The following is a 1,967-nucleotide window of genomic DNA, read 5'->3' as shown; positions in this document are numbered from 1 at the left end:
AAACCGGACTTCTTTGCCGAAATCCCACGGCCGAAGAAGCCATCCACTTTGCCAAAGGTGTTGAGCCAAAAGGAAGTAAAACGGATATTCGACGTGGTACGAAACCAGAAGCATTTGCTGATGCTGCAACTGTGCTACGGAATGGGGTTGCGCGTAAGTGAGATTGTCAATCTGAAATTGAGCGACATCGACAGTGGACGGATGCAGGTACTCATCGAAGCGGGTAAAGGAAAGAAAGATCGGTATGTACCACTACCGTCTGCAGTGCTGGATTTGCTGCGGGAATATTATAAAGCATACCATCCCAAAACCTACCTTTTTGAAGGTCGGTACGGTGGGCGGTATTCCGTCCGCAGTGTACAAGCGGTGTTCAAGAATGCAATGAAAGCCGCAAAGGTAAACAAGCCGATAGGGATACACGGTTTGCGGCATAGCTACGCCACACATTTACTGGAATACGGCACGGACATGTCATTCATACAGCAGCTACTTGGTCACAATGACATCAAGACCACTATGCTGTATGCAAAGGTCAGCAATGCGTAACGGTTTGCCGCTTTGCGAAGGCGGGGATTTTTAGCACTAAACTTCATTAGATGCCCAAAGCTTGAATTTAGTACTTCACTGTCATAGAAGCACGAAACCCCCGCTTTTGCAAAACGGCTGTTAGCGGTAGGTTTTTTAATATACTGTCTTAATAATTGCATCTACTCCGGTTATAAGTTCGTCAACTTCTTCTTGTTTAGGTTCTCGAGTTTTATTGTGGTCGCATAAATTCCTAATATCTCCTAAATGCTGTATTTTTCTCCAGGTCGGTGTGTCGTAAACTTGAGCTGTTTTTAAAATGTCATTAAAATCTGAAATTGAAGAGTGCTTTTTATTTGACTTCAAATTATGGTTTATTAAAACTTGTCCTAAATGTTTTTCAAGAACTACTCCAGCAATTGCCCCAGCACCACGCGTAAACTTATTTTTATTTAGTTCTTTTGCTGCGTCAAGCTCGCTGTCGAATAAGTCTGCTTGAACTAATTGTCTGATGTCAAAAAGTGTACTTTCAAACCTTCTTTCAATTGACTTCAAAATATTTAACTGTTGCTCAAATTGGTTTATGGCCGCTTCTGGTCCAACTTTTTTTTCTCCAAACCCACTTTTCACAGTTAAAGTTTGCAAATAGTCTTCCATTACATAATTTCCATATTCTATGATTTTTCGAGTTTTTGGCTTTTCATATAATCGAATAAAGTCGTTGAGTCTGTCAGGTAGTAATTGCTTTATTAAAACAAGTGATTCAGAATACCATATTTGATACTCTTTGTTAAATGGAAGAATCTTGTTGATAAAATCTTTTACCTTATTTTCTTCCTTAAAAGCTTCCTTTATTTGTTCTTTAATTCTATCAGGATAACATTCGTAATTTATGGATATAATCAATTTATCACCCTTGTCAATTAAGAGTTTTAAGTCGTTTTTATATTTTTCAATGTTTTTCATTTTTCTATTGTTCTGTCGGTTAAACTTACCGCTAACTCTCAAATATACGCAATAATCTTCTTTACAAAAAAAAACCAATAATTCTCTGTTTTGCCATAAATATTTGTTTGTAAGGGGCTTCACTTTATGGTTGTGCGATTTTATCCATTGCGCATTTTGTATAACTTTCTTAGATTTGCTTTATTAGGTAATACAAAATGCGCAGTATGAAAGCTATTGATTTTTCCGGTTTTGCTTTCCGGGAAGGTAGGCATAATGATTCGGCGGTCATTTGGGTGGATTTCAAATACGACCGGGCAAAGATTGATTTGGTCAAATCGCTGAAAGGTAGGTGGAGTAGGTCTGAAAAGTGCTGGTATGTGCCGGACAACACCTATTTCCGCACACTGTTTGGGATGGAAATCCCACCGGTTGGCAAAGGGGTATTGTCCAAATTGTCACCCGTGAATGCTCGGGAGTTGCAACGCATGAAAGAG

At 39.0% G+C, this 1,967-nt stretch carries 2 protein-coding genes and 1 pseudogene; 2 read left to right on the top strand and 1 reads right to left on the bottom strand.

What is annotated here, in order from left to right; translation table 11 throughout:
• Window positions 1-57: 57 nt before the first annotated feature.
• Window positions 58-546: a tyrosine-type recombinase/integrase gene (locus tag ABD873_RS13100; RefSeq protein ID WP_345069064.1), complete on the top strand. Its 489-nt coding sequence runs from the start codon at window positions 58-60 to the stop codon at window positions 544-546.
• Between the two features lie 135 nt (window positions 547-681).
• On the opposite strand, the gene ABD873_RS13095 is transcribed toward ABD873_RS13100, so the two are convergent.
• Window positions 682-1,491: a hypothetical protein gene (locus tag ABD873_RS13095; protein WP_345069015.1), complete on the bottom strand. Its 810-nt coding sequence runs from the start codon at window positions 1,489-1,491 to the stop codon at window positions 682-684.
• 206 nt (window positions 1,492-1,697) lie between these two features.
• Here ABD873_RS13095 and ABD873_RS13090 point away from each other — a divergent pair.
• A pseudogene (locus tag ABD873_RS13090) lies at window positions 1,698-1,967 on the top strand (tyrosine-type recombinase/integrase); the annotation flags it as partial.

Origin of the sequence: Sphingobacterium thermophilum, assembly GCF_039541675.1 — a bacterium.
Taxonomy (GTDB): domain Bacteria; phylum Bacteroidota; class Bacteroidia; order Sphingobacteriales; family Sphingobacteriaceae; genus Sphingobacterium; species Sphingobacterium thermophilum.
The sequence above is the reverse complement of the archived record's forward strand: the minus strand, read 5'-3'. Positions and strand labels throughout refer to the sequence as shown.